The organism is Methyloglobulus sp. (assembly GCF_964779595.1).
The window spans coordinates 45399-66737 of record NZ_CBAROL010000008.1; the positions used below are offsets into that span (position 1 = coordinate 45399).

Below are 21339 nucleotides of genomic sequence, written 5' to 3' on the forward strand. Positions count from 1 at the left end.
GTATAAGAACCTATTTTGTTTGATTTATCCTTAAAACTAAACGAACTGTCGCAACAAGGCTTGTACCGTTCCAGACGCATCGTTGAATCCCCGCAAGGCATTAACCTGATTTGCGATGGCAACCCCGTCCTCAATTTTTGCAGTAACGATTACTTAGGTCTAGCTAACCATCCTGATGTCATAAACGCCTTCAAGAATGCGGCGGACAAATATGGTGTAGGCAGCGGTTCGGCGCATTTGATTTGCGGTCACAGCAGCGCCCATCATGCCTTGGAAGAAGAGTTGGCGGTATTTACCGGACGAGACCGGGCATTGCTGTTTTCCACGGGTTACATGGCGAACATGGGCGCGATTTCTGCCTTGGTCGGGCGTGGTGATACGGTGTTTGAAGACCGATTGAATCACGCTTCCCTGCTGGATGGCGGATTGTTGTCGGGTGCACGGTTTAAGCGTTATGCCCATGCGGATGTCGATCATTTGCAAAATCTATTGGGAAATAGCAAAGCCATTAAGAATTCTATTGATACCCCTCACCCTAACCGTCTCCCAAAGGGAGAGGGTATTTCCCGTAGTTTGATTGTGACCGACGGCGTATTCAGCATGGATGGCGACATCGCGCCTTTGCAAGCCTTATCGGTTGTCGCCAAACAGCATGATGCTTGGTTGATGGTGGATGATGCCCACGGTCTGGGAGTTTTAGGTGAAAATGGTGGCGGCATTTTGGAGCAAACGGGCTTAAAACAAGACGATGTGCAGGTGCTGGTAGGTACGTTAGGTAAGGCATTCGGTACGTTTGGCGCGTTTGTCGCGGGATCGGAAGAGCTGATAGAAACATTGGTGCAAACAGCCCGAACTTACATCTATACAACGGCTTTGCCTCCCGCAATTGCAGAAGCCACCCGTTCTAGTTTGAAAATTATCCAGACAGAAAGCTGGCGACGGGAAAAGCTCAGGTTTTTGACTGAGCGTTTCAGGGCAGGTGCTGGACAGTTGGGCTTGTCGTTGATGGCTTCCTCTTCACCGATCCAGCCCCTATTGATTGGTCAATCTGAACAAGCGGTTGCTGTAAGTCAAGCTCTGTTAAACCAAGGATTTCTGGTGAGTGCGATTAGACCGCCAACCGTCCCTGTCAATGCCGCAAGATTGCGCGTGACTTTTTCGGCAATGCACGAAGAACAGCAAATTGACCAATTGCTGGATGCGCTTGCCAAAGCCTTAGTATGACAAAAATACATACTGAAACCTTCGGGCAGGGCAAGCCAATTATACTCGTCCACGGTTGGGCAATGCACAGCGGGATTTGGCGTGCGTTTGCAAAAGAGCTGGCGAAACACTATCAAGTGACCTTGCTTGATTTGCCTGGGCATGGACGAAGTGGGGCGATGTCGCCATTCACCCTGGAAACGGTTAGCAAAGCCTTGGTTGATGCTGTCCCTAATGAGCCGTGTTGCTGGCTAGGCTGGTCGTTAGGTGCTGAAATGACGATAGAGATTGCTTATCGTTTTCCTGAACAGGTCAATCAATTGATTTTGCTTACTGGAACGCCATGTTTTGTAAGAAAAGACGCTTGGTCTGGAATGGATTACAACGTTCTCGATAATTTTGCAGAAAGCTTAAAACAAGCCCCACATGCAACATTGCTGCGGTTTTTATCATTATATATTAAAGGGTTAAATAAGCAGAAAGCGGCGTTGCAGGAATTAAAAACCTTGGTTTTTGAAAGCCCAGAACCTAATCAGCAAACTTTGCAAGAAGGTTTAACTATTTTGAAACAGGTGGATTTAAGGGATAGCTTTGCCCAGCTTAAAATTCCGGTTGCGGTTATTTTGGGACAACTCGATACTCTTATTCCTGTTTCCGTCGGCGCAAAGATGGAAGCATTATTACCCGGAATCGACCTAACGGTGATAGACAGAGCAGGGCATGTACCATTTTTGTCGCATCAAGAGGCGATGGTTAATGCCGTCTGCCGTTTTATGGATAAGTAATGGGGCGGAGTTGCAAACCTAGGGTTGCACTCCAAAATGTACGGCTATAACCCACCACCAAAATTTGTACGGAAAAAAGTGCTGCCAAAAACTAAGATAAAACAATCCTTTGCTGTTGCCTCATCATCGTATGACAGTGCCGCGCTGTTGCAAAGGAATGTCGGCATCAACTTATTGCAGCGCGTAGGAAATATCGGACAAGTTGATACAGTTGTCGATTTAGGTTGTGGTACGGGTTTTCTGGTTACTGAGATTTTGCGGCAAAAAATCTGTCTGCCGCAGCAGATAATAGCTTTGGACATTGCCTTGCCCATGTTACAAATAGCGCGTAATAAATTGAATAATAATAAAAATATTACTTATCTTTGTGCAGATGCAGAATATTTGCCGTTACAGCCACAGTCGGTGGATTTAGTTATTTCCAACTTAGCATTCCAATGGTGTGACAACCTAGAGAAAACTTTTGCTGATATCAAGCGAATTTTAAAGCCGGAAGGTCAGCTCTATTTCACCACTTTTGGAGCGCATACCTTGCGCGAGTTAAAAAGCGCGTGGCAACAAGTTGATGATTACAATCATGTGAATAGCTTTCACAACCCAGCGCAATTACAAAATTTTCTGCAACAAGCCGGTTTTCATGAATTTGAGCTAGAAATACGCTCATATACATCAACTTACGTATCAGTTTTGGATTTGATGGCAGAATTAAAACAGCTAGGCGCACACACGGTTATGGCAGGGTGTAATAAACAATTCACCAGTCGATCTGCTATGCAGCGCATGATAAGTGCCTATCAGCAGCAGGAAGAAAACGGCAGAATACCTGCGACTTTTGAGGTAATTATGGTTGCGGTTAGGGTGTAAACGGCTATGGAAAAAGGCTATTTTATTACCGGTATCGACACCAATGTCGGCAAAACCTGGGCAACTGTCGCCCTGATGAGGTACTTCAAAAGCCAAGGCAAATCGGTCATCGGCATGAAGCCTGTGGCTTCAGGTTGCAGTATCCAAGATGGGGTTTTGGTGAATGAAGACGCGCTTCTGCTACAGCAAAATGCAACAGTAAAGCTGGGTTATCAACACGTTAATCCCTACGCTTACGCACTTCCCGTTTCTCCACATATTGCTGGCAAAGATAATCCTGTCGAATTAGATGTTATCGTCAAGGCATTTAATGTCATTAAAGACCAAGCCCAGATTTTACTGGTTGAAGGTGCTGGCGGTTGGTATTCGCCGATCAATCAGCATCAAGACAACAGCGATCTTGCCATCGCATTAGCATTGCCAGTGCTTTTGGTCGTAGCAATTAAGTTAGGCTGCATCAATCATGCAAAACTCACGTATCAGGCTATGAACAGCGAAGCCGTAGTGAGTGCGGGTTGGATTGCGGTGCATACTGAACCTGACACATTAAATGCGGATGAGATTGTGGCTACACTTACGAGAACGCTGGATATGCCGCTGTTAGGTGTTTTGCCTTATACAAAAAATCCCGATTTTGATGGGTTAGCCAGGAATTATTACTTGCATTCAGTAAGCGATTGAGTCTGTAGTATTCTGGATCTTAAAATCCGAGTGATTGCTTTTTGTTCATAATCTATTTACAGATACGCAACTATCCGTGTGCAATGGCTATAAAGCGTTTGCTAGGCTAGCTTTTCGCTGGTTTTTTGCTGAAACTAAATGGTGCGACTTCTGGCGCAGAAAGGCTTGATAGGTTAGAATCTACCCAACTAATTGAATTGCTGGTTACTATCAAATTTGTGCATGGATGCTAATGAATACCGTGTTTTTTGAAGCCATGCAGACCATCCAAGAATTTATAATTTATTACAGAGGAGTTTTCTCAGTGAAGAAAACAAAGCAACTATTCGCAGGTCTGATCTTACTGGTTTCAGGTTTGGGGACTGTGCAAGCGGCTGAGGAGTGTCCGTCGAAGTTGATGGAGGGTAGCGTTTGCCTGCCTAAAGGCTTCCCCGTTGAACCCACGCCGGGCGGGTATACGCTCAATTTGACTGAGGGTCATACGCAGATCAGTCATGATGTTTATGATCTGCACATGCTGATCCTATGGATCTGCATATTCGTCGGTATCGGCGTGTTCGGCACCATGTTTTACTCCATCTACCATCATCGTAAATCCAAAGGTCACGTCGCCGAGCAGTTTCACGAAAATACCACTGTTGAAATCATCTGGACTATCATCCCCGCCTTGATCCTGCTGGCGATGGCAATTCCTGCCACCAAAACCATGATTGAAATGGATGGCGTGGAAGAATCTGATATGACCATCAAGGTCACTGGCTGGCAATGGAAATGGGAATACGAATATTTAGGTCACGACATTCGTTTCTTTAGCAGCTTGGATCATGCCAGTAATATGGCAAGACAATTAGATTCTACTACCGACCCACGCTCTGTTTCTCACTATTTACTGCGTGTTGATGAGCCATTAGTTATCCCTGTTAACAAAAAAATCCGTTTCGTTTTCACGGCGGCTGATGTGCTGCATTCCTGGTGGGTGCCTGATCTGGGTTGGAAAAAAGATGCCATCCCAGGGTTTATCAATGAAGCCTGGGCTTCAGTGGATGAGCCAGGCATTTACAGGGGGCAATGTACCGAACTTTGTGGTCGAGACCACGCCTTTATGCCCGTGGTCGTGATAGCGATGGAGCAAGAAGATTACGATGCCTGGGCAACCCAAAAACACGAGCAAGAATGCAAGGCAAAAAGCAGTGCCGATATGTCGCATGATGACTTAGTCGCCAAAGGTGCTGAAATCTATGAAAAAAATTGCAGCACTTGCCACATGCCTGATGGTGGCGGAATTGCTGGTGCGTTCCCAGCGTTAAGGGGTAGTGCTGTAGTCAATGGCGATATTAATGCCCAAGCTTCATTGGTGTTGAATGGTAAAAACGCCATGCCTGCCTTTGGTAAGCAACTTTCTGCAACAGAACTGGCTTCCGTTATTACTTACACGCGTAATGCTTTGGGCAATGCTAAAGGGGATGAAATCCAACCTAAAGCAATCAAGACTAAATTGCCGAAATCAGATGATGACGATGACGGTTGCGCGGCTAAACCTGCAAAAATTGATAAAGCTAACAAATCAGCAAATGTAGACGTAGCAGATAAAACGGAAGAATCTGCCAAGAAACCCGCAGAAAATCCAGTTGCAAGCAAACAATCGACTGCGAAAAAAGCAGTCGAAAAACATGAAGAGAGCATTCCCGCAACAAAACCAGCAAGTAAATCATTAAATAATGTTGTTGAGCCGGAAGTAACCAAACCATCGGTGAGCAAGCCAAATGTGACCGACAGCAAAGCCAGTTCTGATCATGTTAACCATACGGCATCGCGCCATGCAGACTTGATTACCGCAGGGCAAACGGTTTACGAAGCTAACTGTTCATCTTGCCATCAAAAAGACGGTGGCGGAATGCCGTCGGTGTTTCCTGCGTTAACTGGCAGTGCGGTTGTTAAAGGTGACATCAAAGCTCAAACCAATCTGGTCATGAATGGCAAAGGCAGTATGCCAGCGTTTGGTGGCAAGTTAACGCCAGCCCAATTAGCGCAAGTGATCACCTATACCCGAAATGCTTTGGGTAATGCCAATGGCGATGCGATAACCGCAGGCCAAATAGAAAAGTTGATGCACGGCAAAGACGAGCCAATTGCCGAAAGTTCCGCAGCACCTGAAAGCCCTGCAAACAAGGACGATGAAAAAGACTTGAAAGCGGAAGATACCAAACCAGTTGAAGATAAGATCGCAGAAAGTCCGCATAAAACCGAATCTGCTATCAGCGACAAAGCTGCTGAAACAGATGATAAAACCACTGTATCTGCTGAAAAAACCTTAGCCGAATTGGTAGCTCAAGGCGAGTTGGTCTACGAAAAAAGTTGCCAATCCTGCCATCAGCCCGAAGGCGTGGGTATGCCGCCTGTGTTCCCTGCCTTAAAAGGCAGTGCGGTAGTAACTGGTGTAATTGATACACAAATTGAACTGATGCTTAAAGGTAAAGGCATGATGCCCGCGTTTGGCAGCACTTTGAGTGCGGAAGACTTTGCGTCAGTACTCGCATTTACCCGCAACAAGCTAAATGCGACGGGCGATTTTAAGCAGCCTTCTGAGATTGAAGCATTATTACAATCAGCCAACTAAGTGGCTCAGAACTGTACGATTTTTGTTTTGCTGCGCAGTGCTTATCACTAGCAGTGATTAATTTAGGATAAAAGAGGAAATGATATGTCTGCCGTTGTAGCTGAACATGATGAACACCACGAGCATGAACATGACGACCATGATCACGGCCCAGCAAAAGGGTGGCTAAGATGGATTATTACCACCAACCATAAAGACATCGGAACGCTGTACTTATGGTTTGCGCTGGTGATGTTTTTCGTGGGCGGGGTGATGGCGTTGATTATCCGTGCCGAACTGTTCCAGCCCGGCTTGTCGTTTGTTGAGCCGCAATTCTTCAATTCCATGACCACCATGCACGCACTGGTCATGATTTTCGGTGGCGTGATGCCAGCATTCGTTGGCTTGGCTAACTGGATGATTCCAATGATGATTGGTGCGCCAGATATGGCATTGCCACGCATGAACAACATGAGTTTCTGGATGTTGGTTGCCGGTATCGTGTTGCTGTCCAGCACCTTGTTTATGGAAGGTGGCGCACCGGCTGCTGGTTGGACTATGTACCCGCCTTTAGTATTGCAAACAGGCGCAGCGTTGCCTTTTGCCATCTTCTCTGTGCATTTGCTGGGGATTTCGTCCATCATGGGCGCAATAAATATAATTGCGACCATCTTCAATATGCGCGCCCCTGGCATGACCTTGATGCGGATGCCGATGTTCGTGTGGACTTGGGTAATTACTGCATTCCTGTTGATTGCCGTCATGCCGGTTTTTGCGGGTGCGGTCACGATGCTATTGACCGACAAGTTTTTTGAAACCAGCTTTTTTGATGCCGCAGGTGGTGGCGATCCAGTGCTGTACCAACATATCTTCTGGTTTTTTGGACATCCTGAAGTTTATATCCTGATTTTGCCGACTTTTGGCTTGGCCTCGACCATTATCCCTGTGTTCGCCAGAAAACCACTATTTGGTTATAGCTCAATGGTTTATGCGACAGCAGCGATTGCTTTCCTGTCGTTCATCGTCTGGGCGCATCACATGTTTACAGTCGGGATGCCGCTTGCTGGAGAGCTGTATTTCATGTATTCGACTATGATTATTGCCATTCCCACTGCCGTAAAAGTGTTCAACTGGACGGCGACCATGTGGAAGGGGGCGATGACGTTTGAAACCCCGATGCTGTTTTCCATTAGCTTTGTGGTGCTGTTTACGATGGGTGGCTTTACCGGCTTGATGATGGCGATTGCGCCTTCAGATTTGCAGTATCACGACACCTATTTTATCGTCGCCCACTTCCATTATGTCTTGGTGCCTTCTGCGATCTTTATGATTATGGCGGGTGGTTATTATTGGCTGCCCAAATGGACGGGCAATATGTACAACGAAAAAATCGGCCAGTTGCATTTCTGGTTGTCGGCTATTTCGGTCAATATTCTGTTTTTTCCACAACATTTTTTAGGTTTGGCGGGTATGCCACGGCGGATTCCCGATTATGCCGTGCAATTTACTGATTGGAATATGATCTCCAGTATCGGCGGCTTTATTTTTGGTTTCAGCCAATTGCTGTTCTTGTACATCGTTGTCGATACCATCCGTGGCGGCACGGGTGTAAAGGCGACCAATGAAGTCTGGGACGGCGCACTGCAATACGGCGGTGGTGGTACACAGGGCTTGGAATGGACTTTGCCATCTCCACCGCCTTATCATACGTTTACTGAGCCACCTGTTATTGTGCCGACTGAGTATCAGCATTAAGCAACTGAATAATAGCTTATAGATATTAATGAATTTAAAAACAAAAAATCGGCTAACCGCATCCATTTTAGGGTTACTGGCATTTAGTTTCTATTTGTTTGCAGTACCCTCAGCGGTTATAGAACATATTGTCAAAGCGATAAAAGCTGTTTTTTGATGGATGATTCCTTAAGCCTAAAGCAAAAAAATACCAAGATCGTTAAGATTTTGGTATTAGTTGTGATAGGTATGTTCGGTTTCGGTTATGCCTTGGTACCACTGTACGATGTTTTATGCGACTTGACCGGACTAAACGGTAAGGCAAAATCGCTGGCAGCTGAGGAAGTCCTTTACAAGGTTGATATGAGCAGGGAAATAAAGCTCGAATTGATTACATCGTTGAACGAATCAACGCCTATGGAATTTCGTGCTGAAACCAAGCAATTAAAAGTCCATCCAGGCGAATACCATACCGTGTATTTTTACGGTGAGAATATGACCGATAAGTTACTGCATGCACAGGCGATACCTAGCTTTACGCCGAGTATCGCTGCTAAATATTTTCATAAGGTAGTGTGTTTTTGCCTTGACCAGCAAACATTTAAACCGAAAGAATCAAAGCAGATGGCTATGCGTTTTGCGGTTAAGCCGGATTTGCCGGAAGACTTAAAAACCATCACGCTTTCATACACATTTTTTGATAACACCAAAGCCGCAGTGCAAAATTAGAAGAGGAAATTATGTCTACATCGCATGGTTATTACATTCCACATAAGGCAACTTGGCCGGTTATGGTTACCGCCGGTTTGTTTTGTATGTTGGCTGGTTTTGCTAGTTACTTAAATGGATCATCGTCTGGTGCGACCTTCATGCTTGTCGGTTTCGCAATATTCATCATCATGGTAGCAGGATGGTTTACCTTGCAAGCAAGCGAAAGCGAATCAGGCACTTACAATACCCAGGTTGGCATTTCCTTCCGTATGGGCATGATGTGGTTTATCTTCTCGGAAGTCATGTTTTTTGCCGTTTTCTTCGGTACGCTATGGTACACGCGCAACTTGTCCGTGCCTTGGTTGGGCGGTGAAGGTACGGGCGCGGCGACCAAAGCATTGCTTTGGCCTGATTACGAAACAGCTTGGCCGACAAACGGTCCTGCCCATTTGGGTGGCAAAATTGTTGATGGCAAAACCAGTGGTGAATTTGAACCAATGGGTGCTTTTGGTTTGCCTTTGTTAAATACCTTATTGCTACTATCTAGCGGTGTTACCTGCACCTGGGCGCATCACGGCTTATTGGCAAAAAACCGCGACCAACTCATCAAAGGCTTGATTGCTACCGTTACTTTAGGATTCTTGTTCGTCCTTTGCCAAGCAACTGAATACCACGAAGCTTATACCGATATGGGTTTGACCTTGGGTTCAGGCATATATGGATCGACGTTCTTCATGTTGACAGGATTCCACGGCTTTCATGTCTGCGTGGGTGCAATCATCCTAAGCGTGGTGTTGTTCCGTAGCTGGAAAGGTCATTTCAAACCGGAAAACCATTTCGCTTTTGAAGCTGCCGCTTGGTATTGGCACTTTGTTGACGTGGTGTGGTTGGGTTTGTTCATCTTTGTTTACATCATGTGACAAACAACGCTATAACCAAAAAAAGTGCTGCCGTTTCGACAGCACTTTTTTTATGTCTTACAAACGTTAACTGGTTGAAGATACTATCTTTTATGTGGAATCCCCGCACGGATTTAGGTGCTTGCAACGCAGCAATGTGATGATAATCGTGGAATGAGGATGATACATCAAATCGCTTATATGGCCTCATTCCTAGGGTAAACGGCTGTTCTACATCTAGTCTAGGAATAGCATCAATTTGTGTACTCACAAAAAAAGGCGGTCACCCGCCCTTTTTGTGGTTGAAAACCCTTACTTTTTAGCGGGGACTGCTTTTTCTGCTTCAGCAGGTTGTGCAACTTCTTTAGCTGGCTCTGCGGCTGCAGGTGTAGCTGTAGCGGCTGGAGCAGGAGTGGTTGCTGCTGGAGGCGGCGTAGCGGCTTTCGGTGCTTCGTCTTTCAGCGGGATCAAAATCTCAACTTTGGCTTGTTTACGCAAACCTTCTACCATGCTCTGTATTTTTTCACGTTGCAACATGGGTGTCAGTTGTTCTTTAACGGCTTCCAGAGGTGGTGCTGCTTGTTTTCTGGAATCTTCACTCAAAATAATGTGCCACCCGAATTGGGTTTTGACAGGTGCTTTGGTGTATTTGCCTTTTTCCAGTTTGGCAACGGCTTCAGAGAACGGTGCTACCATTTGGCTAGGATTAAACCAGCCTAAATCGCCGCCATTTTGGGATTCTTTGGCATCCAATGAATGCTTGTTTGCCAGTTTGGCAAATTTTCCGCCCTTATCCAGTTCGGCTATTAGTTTTTTGGCTTCATCTTCAGTCTTGACCAGGATGTGGCTCGCCTTGTATTCGGTGCCGTTTGCGCCGCCAACTTTGCTGTCATATTCTTTTTTGATGTCAGCATCGGTGATTGGGTTGGCTTTCAAGTAAGCTTGCAAGCTCGCTTGGGTCAAGATGGCTTTCCGTGCGGCATCCAGTTGGGCGACGACTTCAGGCGTTTGGTCCAGTTTTTTTAGCACGGCATCTTGCACTAAAATTTCGCGCTGAACCAATTCATCAACCAATTTTTCTTTTGGAAAAGCAGGGGCTTGACCGTGGCTACGCTGGGCGAGGTCTTTTTCCAGGTCTTCCAGCGTTTTTTTGCTGATGTATTGGCCGTTTACGCTGGCAATCGCATCTTCTTTTTTAACGGCTGGAGGTGTTACGTCAGTAGGCCTATGGTCGCACCCTGTAAGGGCGATAGCACTAACTAAAAATAATGGTGTAAGTTTGTTATACATTACGAATTTCCTTTGGTTTCTTCTGAGGGTGAAAGAGCATTGATGCCTAAGGCATGAATTTCTTGTTTCATCATGTCGCCTAACGCTTTGTATATCAGTTGGTGGCGTTGCACCAGCGATTTTCCATCAAATGCGTCGGCAACAATTTTGACATGATAGTGACCGCCGCCGCTTTTAGCTCCGGCATGACCGGCATGTGTAGCACTGTGGTCGATAATTTCCAGGGTTTCTGGTTTAAACGCTTCATTCAACAGGCGTTTAATAGTTTCGGATGTCATTGGGGGAATACCTTTTTAAATGGTTTGACGGTTACGTTGGAATAAACTTTAGTTGCTACGTAAGGATCTGCATCAGCCCAGTGTTGTGCAGCTTGTAGGCTTTCAAATTCTGCGACGATAAGGCTGCCCGTAAAACCCGCCGTACCGGGGTTGTCGCTGTCGATAGCGGGGTGCGGTCCTGCCAATACCAACCGTCCGGCATCTTGCAGGTTGTGTAATCTTTTAATATGCGCGGGTCTCGCAACCATGCGTAATTCCAGGCTATTGGCGACATCTTCACTGATGATTGCGTATAACACCTTATTCCTCGGTTTCTGGGATGTACTTATATAAAAAAATCATCTGTAGCACGATGAACAAAACCATCAATCCCGGCACGCCGAAAGTTTTAAAGGTAACCCATTGGTCGGTTGTGTAATGGAACATCACGTAAACGTTGATAAAGCCGACGGTGATAAAAAAACAACCCCACATCAGGTTTAAGCGCCGCCAAACAAAATCAGGCAAGGTCAAGCTTTTGGACATCATGCGTTCAACAAAGGGTTTTTTGCCGATAAATTGGCTACCAATAAAGGCAAGTCCGAACAACCATTCGATTATGGATAGCTTCCATTTGATGAATTGTTCGTCATGTAGCAATATTGTTGCACCACCCATTACGATGATTAAACCCAACGTAATCCATTGCATAGTTTCGACTTTACGGTATCTAAACCAGTTATAAGCCACCTGTAAGATAGTTGCTACAATGACGACGGCAGTTGCTACGTAAATGTCATACAGCTTGAAGGCTATAAAAAATAGAAGAATCGGAAAGAATTCAAAAAGCTGTTTCATGAAGGTGGTGGTGTACGTATGGTTGTTACAGGTTAGTGCAATCGGATCAGGGCTATACGGTTAGTGGCTCTTACATTCCATCGGATTGCTATTTCCCTGAAAATTTATGCTGAATGTTCGACTAGCTAATTTGTGTTGGCGATGTGAGTGCCATTTTTCATAAAAGTTCAAGATGACTTACCATTTGGGTTCTTGCGACTTTTTAGGAAATCATTGATGAATGAGTTGACTTACATTTTAAACTTTACCGCTTTTGCTTACCCTATTGTAAGGCTAATGCCCTTCAATGTACATGTTTTGATTGTGGATTCTGCTAAAATGATGTTTCAATTTGGAGATAGATAGTGGACGATAACACAAAAACCCAGCTCGAAGCAGCAGCTTTCAGGCGCTTAGTTCATCACTTGCAAACACATACCGACGTTCAGAATATTGACTTGATGATCCTGGCTGATTTTTGCCGTAATTGTCTGGCGAAGTGGTATACCGCAGCGGCTCAAGACCAAAATGTGACCCTGGATTACGAACAAGCCAGGGAAATAATCTACGGTATCCCGTATAAAGAATGGCAAGCCAAATACCAGAGTGCGGCTACACCGGAGCAATTGGCGGCGTTAGAAAGCAAAAAAAAGTCGAAAGTATAGGTTAACAATCAAACTAACTTTGATGCTTGTTTCAACCCTTGTCAGGCAAGATAGCGGGATGGCTAAGGGTAAAGACCTTCATCAGCAAATGGGTTTGATTTGTTAAGGTCTTTCAACCTTGAAAGTATCACCACCGTATTGCAATATAATGCTGTTAGGTAAAATTTCTTTGAGTGTCACTGAGCCTTTGATGAGTTGTCCTGTCCGGTATTTAACCATGTCGATTATCACAAAACGCTCTTGCGGTTGATTGGCGTAGCTGAATACATTGATACTTAGCTTAGGTAAGCTATTGCGGACTTCGTAAGGCAGATCATCTAAGGCAAGTATGGCTTTTTTTGATGACGATACGGCTGGCTTTTCCGGCATTGTGTCGAAAGGTTCAGGTCGAATTGTTGGCGGTGTTGCAATCCGTTTAGGCGGTTCTTTTTTAGTCACTAACGGTTTCTTTTCTGGAATTTGTTTAATGGGCTGCTGGATTTCGACCATTTTTTTTGCTGCTATCAATTGGGCGATAGAAGGTGAGGGCGATTGTGGTGCTATTTGTTTTGGTAATGATGGATTAGGTTGTTGGGCAATCTTGTTTTGCGTAGCAACGGCTTGCGCTAAAGGTGGTTTTGTTGATGTTGCTGGCAAAAGCGGTTTTTCTGGATTAACAGCAAGCTTTTGTGCCGATTCTGTAGGGATTTTCTGAGTGAAATGCCAGAATAAATATGCGATAACCAGCAGATTGCCGATAACCAGCGCAGCTATCCACTTAGCTGATTTCTGTTTGGGTGGCGGCGGATTGATGAGTATTCTGTCCGTAACGGTGTCCGGTTGGGTGGCTTGCCGTTGCTGTTCGGATTTACGTAGGGCATCGAGGATATATGACATCGTACATCAGTCCTGTTTCAAATGTGGCGAACCCTGTGCGCCGGTTGCATTGTCAAGATGAAAAATCGTTTGTGTACCCACTTTGCCATCCTGCTTTAAGTGGCGCGACCGTTGGAAGCTTATAACACGTGCTTTCAACTCGGCATCAAAAAATTCGGGGCGACTGACTTTTTCATCTATGCCGTCAATTTCCGTCATTTGTTGGCGCAACCAAGCGACGTTCTCGGATGATTGTCCTGGAAATAGCATTTTCATTGCAGGTTTTGGCGATTGCCAGAGCAATACGTAATAACCATCCCAAAAACTCAGCACATCTGCCAAGGGAAACGTCACATAGTGGTCGAAGGTGAGGGTGGGTTGTCCGTCTTTTATTGCCGTCAATAACGCATAGCGTTTTATCCCTGGAGATAACGAAAACTCCAACACGACCGGACGATTGTATGCCAGCAGGTCTTTCCAATTACCGTTGTCAAATAGGCAGTTCAAGCCTGTTTTTTTGGCATAATCACAGTCTACTTGTTGGTTGGCTGGGATTTCTTTTTCCCACAGTTTAAGCGCGTTGCTTATTCCCACATCCAAGGTAAGCCCTGGATTATCTAACCATGAGCTAAAGGGCTTTGTGCCAGCAACAGGTTCAAGTTTGGCAACTACCGGTGCTACCTTAATCGGTGTAAGTGGTTTAATGGCAACTTTCACAGGAAATTTTCCCGATAAGATCGTTTTAGATTTGGGCAGCGTTGGGTCGTTTACTGGGTAGTTGCGGTAATAAAACCCAGCAACGAGACAGCTTAACACCAACATCGCCAATAAAGGCTTTACCCATGATGGCGTGTCATTGGTAAACGCCAAGGTTTCTTTAGCGGCGCGTTTGATAATGGGTGGCGTAATGACGCGGGTATCGCTTGAGTAAGCCCCCAATAAGGCACAATGACAAATAATATTGATGATCCGTGGAATGCCCTTGGAAAATTGAAATATTTTGGTGATTGCACTTTTCTTGAATAGGTCGGGATCGCCTTTGCACACCATCAAGCGATGACGAATATAGGTGCGAGTTTCCGCCAACGATAAGGGCAGCAGATGATAACGGGCAGTAATACGTTGATTTAATTGACGTAACTCGCGGCGGGTTAATAAGTCTTTTAGCTCTGGTTGACCGACGAGGATGATTTGCAGTAATTTTGTTTTAGTGGTTTCAAGGTTGGTCAACAGACGGACTTGTTCTAAAACCTCCAGACTCAGGTTTTGGGCTTCATCAATAACCAAAACAGTACGTCTACCTTTAGCGTGAGCAGCGAGCAGATGCTGGTTTAACGCATCAATCAGGTTTTTTAATGTATGCCGATCTTTGTCGTAGGATATCCGTAATTCATCGCAGATCGTCGCCAATAACTCGATGGCATTGAGTTTGGGGTTTAAGATAAGGGCAATATCAATGTTTTCTGGCAGTTGCTGCAACAAACAATGGCATAATGTTGTCTTACCCGTACCGACTTCGCCAGTCAACGCGACAAAGCCGCCACCGTGATTGATGCCGTACAGCAGGTGCGCCAAACCCTCCTGATGACGGGTACTCATGAACATGAAATGCGGGTCTGGCGCTATGGAAAACGGCAGCTCGCTAAAATGAAAGTATTCGTTGTACAAAGCGCAAGTATTGGGTGAAATAAATTTGTTTAATAAAGCATTAACCGCAACGTGTGCGAAAATTACTATCAAGGCTCAAGGCTCAAGGCTCAAGGCTCAAGGCTCAAGGCTTATGATAAAAGTCTGCTGTTTTGAGCCTTGAGTCTTGCGCCTGATGCACAATTGTAACCCACAACAGAAAGAAGGTCTCAATACTAGATGAGTCGTTACGATAGAAATAGAAACAAAAAATCCAATAACACGATTTTTATTTTAGCCGTCCTGATTTCCTTGGCTGTTGGCATCAGTGGTACGTATTATGTTATGGAAAACTTTAAGCAGCTTAAGCAAGCAGAAACACGCGTTACTGATAAAGTGCCGACAAATGAAATCGCAACATCAGTACAATTCCCAGAAGAACAGCCGCTTGCAGAAGAGGGCGAGCTTGAATTTTTACCTCCCACAGAACCAGAAACTGTGGTTAGCCATGACAATCAAACTCCAACCCAGCCATCAGATCTGCCAGATTTATTAAGTAGCGATGATATGGTGAGGCAAGCATTAATCAAGATTGCACCTGGGCTTGCACCGTGGCTTAATACAGATCAGTTAATTAGAAAGCACATACTGATAGTCAATGATTTTGCCCAGGGGATTCGCATTACCAAACACATGAGTTTTCTTCGGATGGCGGAGCCGTTTTCTGTAGAACAGAGCAGAAATGGGCTTAATATATCGCCCAAAAGTTATCAACGTTACAATAATATCGCACAAACATTTCAGGCTATTAATGCAAAATCCGCCGTAGGGCTTTACCAAAAATTTAGACCATTAATGTTGCAGGTGTTTGCCGAATTCAGCTATCCAAAAGACATTACACTAGAAAGCATCATCAATAAAGCGGCAGGTGAAATTCTTGCTGCTCCTGCACTTGAAGGGCAAATTGTCTTGGTAAGACCGTCTGTTTTCTATAAGTTTGCCGATACCAAACTGGAAACACTCAGTCCCGTTCAAAAACAGATGATCCGTATGGGGGCTGTGAACACACGCATAATTCAAGCTAAATGCCGTGAATTTTTGGTGGAGTTGGCGAAATCAGACCTCAAATAGTGACCTCGATTACGCAAACTTCATCGGAGCAAAATGTTTTTCAGTTAAGGAACGCTGAACGAGTCCTTTGACAAGCTCAGATACCGTCTTTCCAGAGGAATGGCAAGTAAAGTTAAATTGCATAATTCGGATCAAAGGGCGAACGGTGATATGTTGATACCGTTCATGGTGGGTTTGCACCACAGGCACTTCCTTCGGTCGTCGAACCATGATCGGAATCAACGTGTTCAGAGATTCCTTAATTCAGGGGAATTAACCGATAACCTTCCAATTTGCTATTCCAAGACACAAACACACCTTGCTTGTTGCTAAGTAAAAACGGGAAATCTGCATCCGCACTGTTTGTTGCAATGGCTTTGGGCGGCAACCAAGTCACGCCGCCATCGTTGGAATGCATTACCTTAAGCTGGATTTGCTTGCCATCAAATTCTGTCCAGGTCAGGATAATATGTTTGCCTTGCGCCAAAATATCGGGATGGCTAGGTAGGGTTTTCGACTCCCCGAAAGCCAACGGGGTTGAAAAATGCCGCCCTTCATCATCCGAATACGCATAAAACAAACCTTGTCGGACTTTGCCTTGGGTAAACCAGGCGATATGGTATCGGCTATCAGCACTTATGGAAATTGCCGGGCCGTGTTCAGGGCAACCTTCGATAACCCAATCGTCGAACGTGACGCGCCAAGTTTGTGGCTCTTTGCTATTGGCTTGTGTCCGCAACATGCCATGATCGCGTATGCCAACCGGATAAATAAAGCGCGTAAACAACACGGCTTGATTATTCTTGTCAAACGCCGTAGCGATTCGGCAACAATCGCATAAGGTATCGGACAGTTTTTGCGCGGACGCACTCAGCCCACTGTTTCCGTCTATGGTCGTGTAATAAATGGCGTTTCCAGATTGCCGCCAGTCGGTGCGGTTACGTTCGTCGTGCCAAAACACATGGACTTTCCCCGCACGATCAACCCCAAATCGACCCTGAAACGTATTGGCATCAGCAGCTTTGTCGCTCAGTGGCATTGGTGTGGAAAAACTCTGGCCGTTATCTTTAGAAACGCTATAAAAGATAGCGACAGGCTGGGTGCTTTCTGCCGCATAAATTACGTAGATGATGCCATTACGGTCAATAACAATGCCCGGCCTGTTCTCGCCGCTTACCTTAATGGCTTGCGATTCATTATTGATAAGCACGGGCGGGGAGAAGGGTTTCCCCAAGTCACTCGAAACATCGGCATAAACATGGAGCTTTTCTGGCACGACCCGCCATAAGCGGCCATCAGGGGCAAAAGCAGCCGAAACGAACAAGCCGCCGCCGTCGGGATAATGGCTGTAATTGGCTGTTCCAGCACTCAAATGCACTTGGTTTGAATGGCTGCATGAAACCAACGATAATGCTGCCCCTGCCATTAGTAAAGATTTCAAGAGTTGGCTGCCGTATCGGTAAGCTCCATTTTTTACATCTTTAATAGAAGGACGAACGGCTGTTTTTTTCATGGGGTAAAACTTTAGATGGTAATGGGTTAAACCTGTATTTTTTAATAAACTTGTCGGTTTAATGTCTGTGAGTCGCATGTATTATTGGAGTGACAAACCTAGGTTTGTCACTCCGCCCCCTATCAAGTTACAGGATTAACCCATTATACTTTAGATGTGGATTTCAATTATTTAATTTGATGGGGGGTTACCGTTCGTTCTTCGATTAGTCCGTTGGAGACTTATCGAAAAAAATAATCCAGAAATCCCTAAAAAACCATCACAAACCGATAAGTTATCCGATAATCAGGATCGGTCTGATAACCGTTGGTATCTTTGACGATAGGTGCGCCAATAGATAAGGCCGTATTCCAGTTGTTACCACCGGAATAGCGTATGCCTGGAGAAATAAATACCGTGTTGCCGCCCGAATTAGGATTGCGTTCGCCAGCAATTTTTTCGTAATCTTGCCATTCACCGTTAAGTTCCAGCACTGCCGTCCACGGGGCATTGTTGCTGGACGAAAACAAGTTATTCCGCGCCGGTGCGCCAAACGCATAAGACAGCGCAAAGTTATAGCCAAAAAGATCGCCAAGATCGGTGGCTTGCGAACCTTTGGTTGATACAGTGTAGAGCACGCTGGTATCAAAAGAGAACTGCCCCATTGCACGGGTAAATGAAAGCCCAAATGAAGGGCTCCATGCACCGCCACCGGGTTGGTGATGGGCTTCAAATGCACCACTGCCATGATGCCCTTCTTCGGCCTCAGCGGGTTCTTCATCATGGTGTTCAGCCGGTGGATTGGTTGGGATACTGGTTTCTCCCGTCGGGGCTTTCAGCCCGACAACCAAAGATGCGTGGTTTAAGTTGTCGTCACTATGGTAAAACCGATATTGCCCAAAGAAGGAAACATCCCCAAAGCCACTTGGGTCGCCTTGTTTAAGCACTTCACCGCCGTCTTCATCCGGTGAACGGACTCCAGAGCGCAACACATACGGAATCCTAAGGCCCAAAGTCAAGTCATCAGTAACACCATAAGCCGCAAATATAGAAGGCTGCAAAAAGGTTTCAACATCATGGACATCACCATCGGCATCGGTCTTCGCGTTGTTTTTCAACGCTAAAAGCCGCGAATCGGAAATACTATCAAAATTGATAAACTGGGTGATTATCCCGCTCGCCCACATGTTTTTCGGGAGAGTCACCCCCGTTTGGGTGATAATCGGCGATGCCGTGCCGATGCCAAAGCCCAAAGAGCCGTGGTCGGCTGAAACGGCAGCACTGTATACCGTCAATACGGACATTGCTGCCATTAACAAAAGTAATTTATTCGATATATTCATGATTGACCCTACATAGATACTTAAAATTGCTTAGAAATAGAAAAGGCGGAACTTAATCATCACACTGCTACCAAGGCAATCCCAGTTTATTTTAGACGCGCCATAGTACTAGACAAGGCTTTCGCAAGCAAAACAAACATCAATTTCGGGTAATGCTGCACAGGGTGAACTCAAAATCCGACCCAACATAAAGTCATGCATTATGTATGCCATGTAAATTTAACATTTACGAGCGGACTTCTGATTATTGCACCGTATTGGGGCAGCTACTTATGTTTATGTAATCAATTGATAAATAATAATAATCCTGATTTTTTCCTAGCATTTAATTAATTTGCCTTACAAATAAAAAACCTACAGGATAATGGGCTTATTACTGATAATGCTTTCTAAATTTATTCCTAAACCAAAAAGTGTGTGATATGGCACAGTTTAATAAAATTGCACTGCCTCTGTAACCCGCATTAGATAAGGCTTACAGAAAAAACTGTGTGATATGACACAGTAAGTGTGTCATATCACACAGTTTTTATTGAGTGGCTATTGTTGTAGCTTATAAGAAAAAGTTGAAGGTACAGTTTTCGATTTCAATGATCGTTTAACTGATTTTGTGCCGCCAAACTTGCCCGATAACTCCGCATCAGGGCCATAAATGCCAGAAAATCATACAAACCGTGGATAAGGATGGGCGTTAATAAGTTTCTATCCCCGCCAATATCCAAGGCAAGCCCTAAATAAATACCGACCACTGTCGCCAATATGAAATATAACGGTGTAATGGCATGTACCATCCCAAAGAGGATATTGCTTCCAATCAACCCAGCAATGATTCCCCAAGATGATTCCATCCAGGGCTGGATTACTCCACGAAACAGGATTTCTTCGGAGATACTAGCGATTGCCGCCAACACGAATAAATCTGCCCAATGATGGCGATGCAATGCTGGCCCCAAGGTTTCCATAAGAAAACGCCGGATTGTGACGACGGATTCTGAGCTGAGTTGTTCCAGCAATAAAAACAGCAAAAATAGCGGTATCGTACCTAATATTCCATATAAGATGGCAATTTCGGAATAATGCAAATCAACAAACGGGTTGATGTTGCTCATCCAACCCAACACTATCGCAACCAGGATTAGCGCGGCTTCAAACAGGCAGGCACTTTTGAAAAATCGCTCGGAGTTGAATGGGGAGTTATTCATGGGAATCTCAAAAAATTCAAAAAGCCCCTTCTCCCTTGAGGAACGACCACCAGGGATAGTGGAAGTGCGGCAGGAGGTATGGAACTTGCGCCGTTAAGGTTGGGATGAGGGGGGATATAAAGTTGATCATATTCTTTTCACCCAACCCTCTAGGGCAATTTCTCCTGCATTGCCCAACTAACCTACGTCCATGTAGGGATCCAGCAGGAGAGGATATTATTAGGTTTAAGCTTTCGGCAAAGTCACGCCCGTCTGCCCATGATACTTACCGCCCCGGTCTTTGTAAGACGTTTCGCACACTTCATCGCTGCCAAAAAACAGCATTTGGGCAACGCCTTCATTGGCATAGATTTTTGCCGGCAATGTGGTGGTATTGGAAAACTCCAGGGTGACGTGGCCTTCCCATTCGGGTTCCAGCGGGGTCACGTTCACGATAATCCCGCAGCGGGCATAAGTCGATTTGCCCAGGCAGACCGTCAACACATCGCGTGGGATGCGGAAAAACTCCACCGTCCGCGCCAAGGCGAAGGAATTCGGTGGAATGATGCACACATCGGCTTTGACATCCACAAAACTGTTCGGATCGAAATTTTTGGGATCAACCACCGCAGAATTGATGTTGGTGAAAATCTTGAATTCATCCGAACAGCGCACGTCATAACCATAACTCGACGTACCGTAAGAGATGACCCGCCCCTTTTCGGAATCGCGTATTTGTCCCGACTCGAACGGCTCGATCATGCCATGTTGTTGCGCCATCCGGCGTATCCATTTGTCTGATTTGATGCTCATGAGGTTAGGTGAAGTGTATTTTGTGTTGTTTTTAATTTAAGTGTCGCTACCGCGACGGTTATTTTAATGCCAGTTCCCGCACTGGCAGGCGGAATACTTTTCTTTGTACGGACAAAGAAAAGTATCCAAAAGAAATCCGCCCGATGCCGCTCGCTTCCTGCGCTTCTCGCATTTACCGGGGTTTGCCAGAAAGGACATCCCTGTCCTTCTGGCAAAGTGCGGCATCCCTGCCGCACCCCTTTCGGGCTATTCCCGATAAATGCTCCGATGCTCGGCGCGGCATAAGGGAATGGGCGATTTTCATAGCATCTCGAAGCCCATCACATTAGGCGGGTTACGCCGCGCGTGAACACCAGTAGTAGTTTAAGCAAAGTGGATTTGCGCGGCTAACCGCGCC

At 45.5% G+C, this 21339-nt stretch carries 22 protein-coding genes; 11 read left to right on the plus strand and 11 right to left on the minus strand.

Annotation, left to right across the window (positions count from 1 at the left end; translation table 11 throughout):
- The first annotated feature begins 12 nt into the window (after positions 1 to 12).
- The 8 genes from bioF (at position 13) to AC1YY3_RS04960 (ending at position 9494) form a co-directional block, all read left to right on the plus strand.
- On the plus strand, positions 13 to 1224 hold the full coding sequence (gene bioF / locus AC1YY3_RS04925) for an 8-amino-7-oxononanoate synthase (protein WP_481823583.1): 1212 nt from the start codon (positions 13 to 15) through the stop codon (positions 1222 to 1224).
- Positions 1221 to 1988: a pimeloyl-ACP methyl ester esterase BioH gene (gene bioH, locus AC1YY3_RS04930; protein ID WP_481823537.1), complete on the plus strand. Its 768-nt coding sequence runs from the start codon at positions 1221 to 1223 to the stop codon at positions 1986 to 1988. The genes bioF and bioH overlap by 4 nt, the downstream gene beginning before the upstream one ends.
- A gap of 78 nt (positions 1989 to 2066) precedes the next feature.
- Complete coding sequence (bioC, locus tag AC1YY3_RS04935; RefSeq protein WP_481823536.1) at positions 2067 to 2852, plus strand: malonyl-ACP O-methyltransferase BioC; 786 nt, start codon at positions 2067 to 2069, stop codon at positions 2850 to 2852.
- A 6-nt stretch (positions 2853 to 2858) separates the two neighbouring features.
- The gene (bioD, locus tag AC1YY3_RS04940; protein WP_481823535.1) at positions 2859 to 3533 is read left to right on the plus strand and encodes a dethiobiotin synthase; all 675 of its coding nucleotides are present in this window, start codon (positions 2859 to 2861) and stop codon (positions 3531 to 3533) included.
- 304 nt (positions 3534 to 3837) lie between these two features.
- Positions 3838 to 6150: a cytochrome c oxidase subunit II gene (gene coxB / locus AC1YY3_RS04945; protein ID WP_481823534.1), complete on the plus strand. Its 2313-nt coding sequence runs from the start codon at positions 3838 to 3840 to the stop codon at positions 6148 to 6150.
- An 84-nt stretch (positions 6151 to 6234) separates the two neighbouring features.
- Positions 6235 to 7884 (plus strand): cytochrome c oxidase subunit I, encoded by a 1650-nt coding sequence (gene ctaD / locus AC1YY3_RS04950; protein ID WP_481823533.1) that lies wholly within the window; start codon positions 6235 to 6237, stop codon positions 7882 to 7884.
- A gap of 156 nt (positions 7885 to 8040) precedes the next feature.
- Positions 8041 to 8592, plus strand: a complete 552-nt coding sequence (locus AC1YY3_RS04955) for a cytochrome c oxidase assembly protein (protein ID WP_481823532.1) — start codon at positions 8041 to 8043, stop codon at positions 8590 to 8592.
- An 11-nt stretch (positions 8593 to 8603) separates the two neighbouring features.
- Positions 8604 to 9494 carry a cytochrome c oxidase subunit 3 gene (locus AC1YY3_RS04960; protein ID WP_481823531.1) on the plus strand — a complete coding sequence of 297 codons (891 nt, stop codon included), beginning with the start codon at positions 8604 to 8606 and terminating at the stop codon, positions 9492 to 9494.
- A gap of 291 nt (positions 9495 to 9785) precedes the next feature.
- Here AC1YY3_RS04960 and AC1YY3_RS04965 read toward each other — a convergent pair whose 3' ends face one another.
- Genes AC1YY3_RS04965 through AC1YY3_RS04980 form a run of 4 tightly spaced genes read right to left on the minus strand, consistent with a single transcriptional unit; the run spans position 9786 to position 11878 of the window.
- Positions 9786 to 10763, minus strand: a complete 978-nt coding sequence (locus AC1YY3_RS04965) for a peptidylprolyl isomerase (protein WP_481823530.1) — start codon at positions 10761 to 10763, stop codon at positions 9786 to 9788.
- Positions 10763 to 11041, minus strand: a complete 279-nt coding sequence (locus AC1YY3_RS04970; protein WP_481823529.1) for a BolA family protein — start codon at positions 11039 to 11041, stop codon at positions 10763 to 10765. Before AC1YY3_RS04970 ends, AC1YY3_RS04965 begins: the two co-directional genes overlap by 1 nt.
- Positions 11038 to 11340 carry a YciI family protein gene (locus tag AC1YY3_RS04975; RefSeq protein ID WP_481823528.1) on the minus strand — a complete coding sequence of 101 codons (303 nt, stop codon included), beginning with the start codon at positions 11338 to 11340 and terminating at the stop codon, positions 11038 to 11040. Before AC1YY3_RS04975 ends, AC1YY3_RS04970 begins: the two co-directional genes overlap by 4 nt.
- A 1-nt stretch (position 11341) precedes the next feature.
- Positions 11342 to 11878, minus strand: coding sequence for a septation protein A (locus tag AC1YY3_RS04980; RefSeq protein ID WP_481823527.1), 537 nt, complete (start codon positions 11876 to 11878; stop codon positions 11342 to 11344).
- A gap of 344 nt (positions 11879 to 12222) precedes the next feature.
- Between AC1YY3_RS04980 and AC1YY3_RS04985 the strand changes: the two genes are divergently transcribed.
- Entirely contained in the window at positions 12223 to 12522 is a 300-nt protein-coding gene (locus AC1YY3_RS04985) for a DUF1244 domain-containing protein (protein WP_481823526.1), read from the plus strand.
- 102 nt (positions 12523 to 12624) lie between these two features.
- Here AC1YY3_RS04985 and AC1YY3_RS04990 read toward each other — a convergent pair whose 3' ends face one another.
- Together AC1YY3_RS04990 and AC1YY3_RS04995 are read right to left on the minus strand one after the other, a co-directional pair.
- Positions 12625 to 13398, minus strand: coding sequence for a general secretion pathway protein GspB (locus AC1YY3_RS04990; RefSeq protein WP_481823525.1), 774 nt, complete (start codon positions 13396 to 13398; stop codon positions 12625 to 12627).
- 6 nt (positions 13399 to 13404) lie between these two features.
- Positions 13405 to 15117, minus strand: coding sequence for an ExeA family protein (locus AC1YY3_RS04995; protein ID WP_481823524.1), 1713 nt, complete (start codon positions 15115 to 15117; stop codon positions 13405 to 13407).
- Positions 15118 to 15243: 126 nt separating this feature from the next.
- On the opposite strand from AC1YY3_RS04995, the gene AC1YY3_RS05000 reads away from it, so the two are divergent.
- Positions 15244 to 16134 (plus strand): DUF3014 domain-containing protein, encoded by an 891-nt coding sequence (locus tag AC1YY3_RS05000; RefSeq protein ID WP_481823523.1) that lies wholly within the window; start codon positions 15244 to 15246, stop codon positions 16132 to 16134.
- Between the two features lie 9 nt (positions 16135 to 16143).
- On the opposite strand, the gene AC1YY3_RS05005 is transcribed toward AC1YY3_RS05000, so the two are convergent.
- From AC1YY3_RS05005 to dcd, 5 genes are all read right to left on the minus strand, one after another.
- Positions 16144 to 16344, minus strand: a complete 201-nt coding sequence (locus tag AC1YY3_RS05005; RefSeq protein ID WP_482194347.1) for a hypothetical protein — start codon at positions 16342 to 16344, stop codon at positions 16144 to 16146.
- A 28-nt stretch (positions 16345 to 16372) separates the two neighbouring features.
- A complete protein-coding gene (locus tag AC1YY3_RS05010; protein WP_481823522.1) occupies positions 16373 to 17626 on the minus strand; it encodes a sialidase family protein in 1254 nt (417 codons plus the stop codon).
- A 248-nt stretch (positions 17627 to 17874) separates the two neighbouring features.
- Positions 17875 to 18948: a transporter gene (locus AC1YY3_RS05015; protein ID WP_482194348.1), complete on the minus strand. Its 1074-nt coding sequence runs from the start codon at positions 18946 to 18948 to the stop codon at positions 17875 to 17877.
- Between the two features lie 587 nt (positions 18949 to 19535).
- The gene (locus AC1YY3_RS05020) at positions 19536 to 20150 is read right to left on the minus strand and encodes a CPBP family intramembrane glutamic endopeptidase (RefSeq protein ID WP_481824076.1); all 615 of its coding nucleotides are present in this window, start codon (positions 20148 to 20150) and stop codon (positions 19536 to 19538) included.
- Between the two features lie 225 nt (positions 20151 to 20375).
- The gene (gene dcd, locus AC1YY3_RS05025) at positions 20376 to 20942 is read right to left on the minus strand and encodes a dCTP deaminase (RefSeq protein WP_481824077.1); all 567 of its coding nucleotides are present in this window, start codon (positions 20940 to 20942) and stop codon (positions 20376 to 20378) included.
- A gap of 66 nt (positions 20943 to 21008) precedes the next feature.
- Between dcd and AC1YY3_RS05030 the strand changes: the two genes are divergently transcribed.
- Positions 21009 to 21227 carry a hypothetical protein gene (locus tag AC1YY3_RS05030; RefSeq protein WP_481824078.1) on the plus strand — a complete coding sequence of 73 codons (219 nt, stop codon included), beginning with the start codon at positions 21009 to 21011 and terminating at the stop codon, positions 21225 to 21227.
- Positions 21228 to 21339 lie beyond the last annotated feature (112 nt).

What these genes read in the sequence shown, in the direction of transcription:
- bioH (WP_481823537.1), top strand. Translation starts at nt 1,221, where the DNA reads ATGACAAAAATACATACTGAAACCTTCGGGCAGGGCAAGCCAATTATA.
- bioD (WP_481823535.1), top strand. Translation starts at nt 2,859, where the DNA reads ATGGAAAAAGGCTATTTTATTACCGGTATCGACACCAATGTCGGCAAA.
- ctaD (WP_481823533.1), top strand. Translation starts at nt 6,235, where the DNA reads ATGTCTGCCGTTGTAGCTGAACATGATGAACACCACGAGCATGAACAT.
- AC1YY3_RS04955 (WP_481823532.1), top strand. Translation starts at nt 8,041, where the DNA reads ATGGATGATTCCTTAAGCCTAAAGCAAAAAAATACCAAGATCGTTAAG.
- AC1YY3_RS04960 (WP_481823531.1), top strand. Translation starts at nt 8,604, where the DNA reads ATGTCTACATCGCATGGTTATTACATTCCACATAAGGCAACTTGGCCG.
- AC1YY3_RS04965 (WP_481823530.1), bottom strand. Translation starts at nt 10,763, where the DNA reads ATGTATAACAAACTTACACCATTATTTTTAGTTAGTGCTATCGCCCTT.
- AC1YY3_RS04970 (WP_481823529.1), bottom strand. Translation starts at nt 11,041, where the DNA reads ATGACATCCGAAACTATTAAACGCCTGTTGAATGAAGCGTTTAAACCA.
- AC1YY3_RS04980 (WP_481823527.1), bottom strand. Translation starts at nt 11,878, where the DNA reads ATGAAACAGCTTTTTGAATTCTTTCCGATTCTTCTATTTTTTATAGCC.
- AC1YY3_RS04990 (WP_481823525.1), bottom strand. Translation starts at nt 13,398, where the DNA reads ATGTCATATATCCTCGATGCCCTACGTAAATCCGAACAGCAACGGCAA.
- AC1YY3_RS05000 (WP_481823523.1), top strand. Translation starts at nt 15,244, where the DNA reads ATGAGTCGTTACGATAGAAATAGAAACAAAAAATCCAATAACACGATT.
- AC1YY3_RS05005 (WP_482194347.1), bottom strand. Translation starts at nt 16,344, where the DNA reads ATGGTTCGACGACCGAAGGAAGTGCCTGTGGTGCAAACCCACCATGAA.
- AC1YY3_RS05010 (WP_481823522.1), bottom strand. Translation starts at nt 17,626, where the DNA reads ATGAAAAAAACAGCCGTTCGTCCTTCTATTAAAGATGTAAAAAATGGA.
- AC1YY3_RS05015 (WP_482194348.1), bottom strand. Translation starts at nt 18,948, where the DNA reads ATGAATATATCGAATAAATTACTTTTGTTAATGGCAGCAATGTCCGTA.
- AC1YY3_RS05020 (WP_481824076.1), bottom strand. Translation starts at nt 20,150, where the DNA reads ATGAATAACTCCCCATTCAACTCCGAGCGATTTTTCAAAAGTGCCTGC.
- dcd (WP_481824077.1), bottom strand. Translation starts at nt 20,942, where the DNA reads ATGAGCATCAAATCAGACAAATGGATACGCCGGATGGCGCAACAACAT.
- AC1YY3_RS05030 (WP_481824078.1), top strand. Translation starts at nt 21,009, where the DNA reads ATGCCAGTTCCCGCACTGGCAGGCGGAATACTTTTCTTTGTACGGACA.